This window comes from Enterobacter cloacae complex sp. GF14B, from assembly GCF_004136805.1.
Lineage (GTDB): Bacteria > Pseudomonadota > Gammaproteobacteria > Enterobacterales > Enterobacteriaceae > Enterobacter > Enterobacter hormaechei_C.
In genome coordinates this window covers 1-1,021 of sequence record NZ_QFRV01000335.1, presented here as the reverse complement: position 1 = coordinate 1,021, position 1,021 = coordinate 1, and the positions used below count along the sequence as shown (strand labels likewise).

The 1,021-nt window shown below is 61.3% G+C and carries 1 protein-coding gene; it reads left to right on the top strand.

Going from position 1 to position 1,021, the window contains the following annotated elements:
- Nucleotides 1–1,021, top strand: a 1,021-nt coding sequence (locus DD606_RS25535; RefSeq protein WP_129259533.1) for an HAD-IC family P-type ATPase, incomplete at both ends; no start/stop codon positions are given.

Here is a 1,021-nt window from a genome sequence, read left to right as displayed (position 1 = left end):
AAGGTGCTGGCGGCCAAGGCCCACCTCGAGCCGGTCGTGACCACGCTGGTTAACAAGATCCCGTTCGACTCTCAGTACAAGTACATGAGCACCCACTACCAGATTGGCGGTGAGGAGCAGATTTTGATCACCGGCGCGCCGGACGTGATTTTCGCCCTGTGTGAGCAGCAGCAGACCCGCAACGGTGCGCAAGCCTTTGACCGCGCGTACTGGGAAACGGAGATGGAGCGCTATGCGCGTCAGGGGCTGCGCATGGTCGCCGCGGCGTTCAAGCCAGCGAACGGTGAGCAGGCATTGACTCACGACGATCTGAGCCACGGCCTGATCTTCCTCGGCATCGCCGGGATGATGGATCCGCCGCGTCCGGAAGCGATTGAGGCGATTAACGCCTGCCAGCAGGCGGGGATCCGCGTGAAGATGATCACCGGCGATCACCCGCAGACGGCGATGAGCATCGGCCAGATGCTTGGGATCACCAACAGCGAGCAGGCGGTTACCGGCTATCAGCTGGAGAAAATGGACGACGCCGAGCTGGCGGAAGCGGCGGTGAAGTATGACATCTTCGCCCGTACCAGCCCGGAGCATAAGCTGCGCCTGGTGAAAGCGTTGCAGGATAAAGGCGAAATCGTCGGTATGACCGGTGACGGCGTGAACGACGCGCCGGCGCTGCGCCAGGCGGACGTGGGTATCGCGATGGGCATCAAAGGCACGGAAGTCACCAAAGAGGCGGCGGACATGGTCCTGACGGACGATAACTTCGCCACCATCGCCAGCGCGGTGAAAGAGGGGCGTCGCGTTTACGACAACCTGAAGAAGACCATTCTGTTCATCATGCCGACCAACCTGGCGCAGGGGCTACTGATTGTGATTGCGCTGCTGGCGGGGAACATCATTCCGCTGACGCCGGTGCTGATTCTGTGGATGAACATGGCGACCTCCGCCACGCTCTCGTTTGGCCCGGCGTTTGAAGCCGGTGAGAAAAATATTATGCGGCGGCCGCCGCGCGATCCGAAAATTCACG